This is a genomic window from Oleiphilus sp. HI0086 (genome assembly GCF_001635225.1).
Genome location: NZ_LWFZ01001387.1, coordinates 1 through 834 on the forward strand (window position 1 = coordinate 1; position 834 = coordinate 834).

Annotated in this window: 1 protein-coding gene; it reads left to right on the plus strand. The window is 48.1% G+C overall.

What is annotated here, in order from left to right; genetic code table 11:
* On the plus strand, positions 1-746 hold a 746-nt coding region (gene rluD, locus A3756_RS23680; protein WP_068554850.1), incomplete at its 5' end, for a 23S rRNA pseudouridine(1911/1915/1917) synthase RluD.
* Between the last annotated feature and the right edge of the window lie 88 nt (positions 747-834).

Here is an 834-nt window from a genome sequence, read left to right on the forward strand (position 1 = left end):
AAGCCGAGCTTGAAAGTCAGGGAGAGTGGCTTGCTGAAGACATCCCGCTTGATATCGTTTATCAAGATGAAGACATTCTGATCATCAACAAACCAGCTGGAATGGTAGTTCACCCCGCCGCCGGTAACCACTCAGGCACTTTAGTTAACGCCTTGCTGCATCACTTTCCTGATATCAAAGCCGTTCCCAGGGCCGGTATCGTTCACCGCCTGGATAAAGACACGACCGGTTTAATGGTGGTCGCTAAAACACTAACAGCTCACGCCCATATTGTTGAACAACTTCAAAGTCGCGAAATGGGCAGAGAATACGAAGCTATCGCTGCAGGAGTCATGACGGGCGGCGGAACCATCAACGAGCCTATTGCACGCAGCCCTAAAAACCGCAAAAAGATGGCCGTCAACCAGTTCGGCAAACATGCGGTGACTCACTATCGCGTTTTAGAACGCTTTCTCGCTCACACTCACATACGCGTTAAATTAGAAACTGGACGAACCCATCAAATTCGCGTCCATATGGCACATATTAAACACCCGCTTATAGGGGACACCACCTATGCAGGAAGAATGAAACTTCCAGCCGGTGCAAGCGATGAAGTAAAAAATAAACTTAGGCAATTTGAACGACAAGCATTGCATGCTAAAAAATTAACCCTCATTCACCCTCAAACTGGTGAGGAGATGAGCTGGGAAGTCGATTTACCTGAAGATATGCAAAACTTACTAGCGGTGCTAAGCGAACAATGAGCCCTTGCGACTTACCTACAACATGGTTAAAACCTGAATGGCCCGTCGCGAGTCAAGTAGTCGCCTTTACTACGTCTCGCTTGGCTCC